This is a genomic window from Streptomyces sp. O3 (assembly GCF_054788135.1).
In genome coordinates this window covers 1-238 of the sequence record NZ_JBTVYK010000237.1, presented here as the reverse complement: position 1 = coordinate 238, position 238 = coordinate 1, and the positions used below count along the sequence as shown (strand labels likewise).

The window sequence follows — 238 nt, the reverse complement described above, 5'->3', positions numbered from 1 at the left end:
ACCTACCCCGACGGGCATCAGGAAACGATCTACATGATCTATCTCATCTTCAACTGCGTGAGCGCCAATCGCGATGTGACGATCAACGAGGAGTTTGACGATTACGCCTGGGTCAAAGCCGAAGATCTCAAAAACTACGATCTTAATGCCGCCACCCGCGTTACTCTCAGCCTGAAAGGGCTACTTTAGTCCAGCATACCGCGTTCAACCCACCCGGCGTTATGCCGCGGGATAATGC

Annotated in this window: 1 protein-coding gene; it reads left to right on the top strand. The window is 52.9% G+C overall.

What is annotated here, in order from left to right:
- On the top strand, nucleotides 1–189 hold a 189-nt coding region (gene nudI / locus ACX6XY_RS30490; protein ID WP_460337981.1), incomplete at its 5' end, for a nucleoside triphosphatase NudI.
- Nucleotides 190–238: the final 49 nt, after the last annotated feature.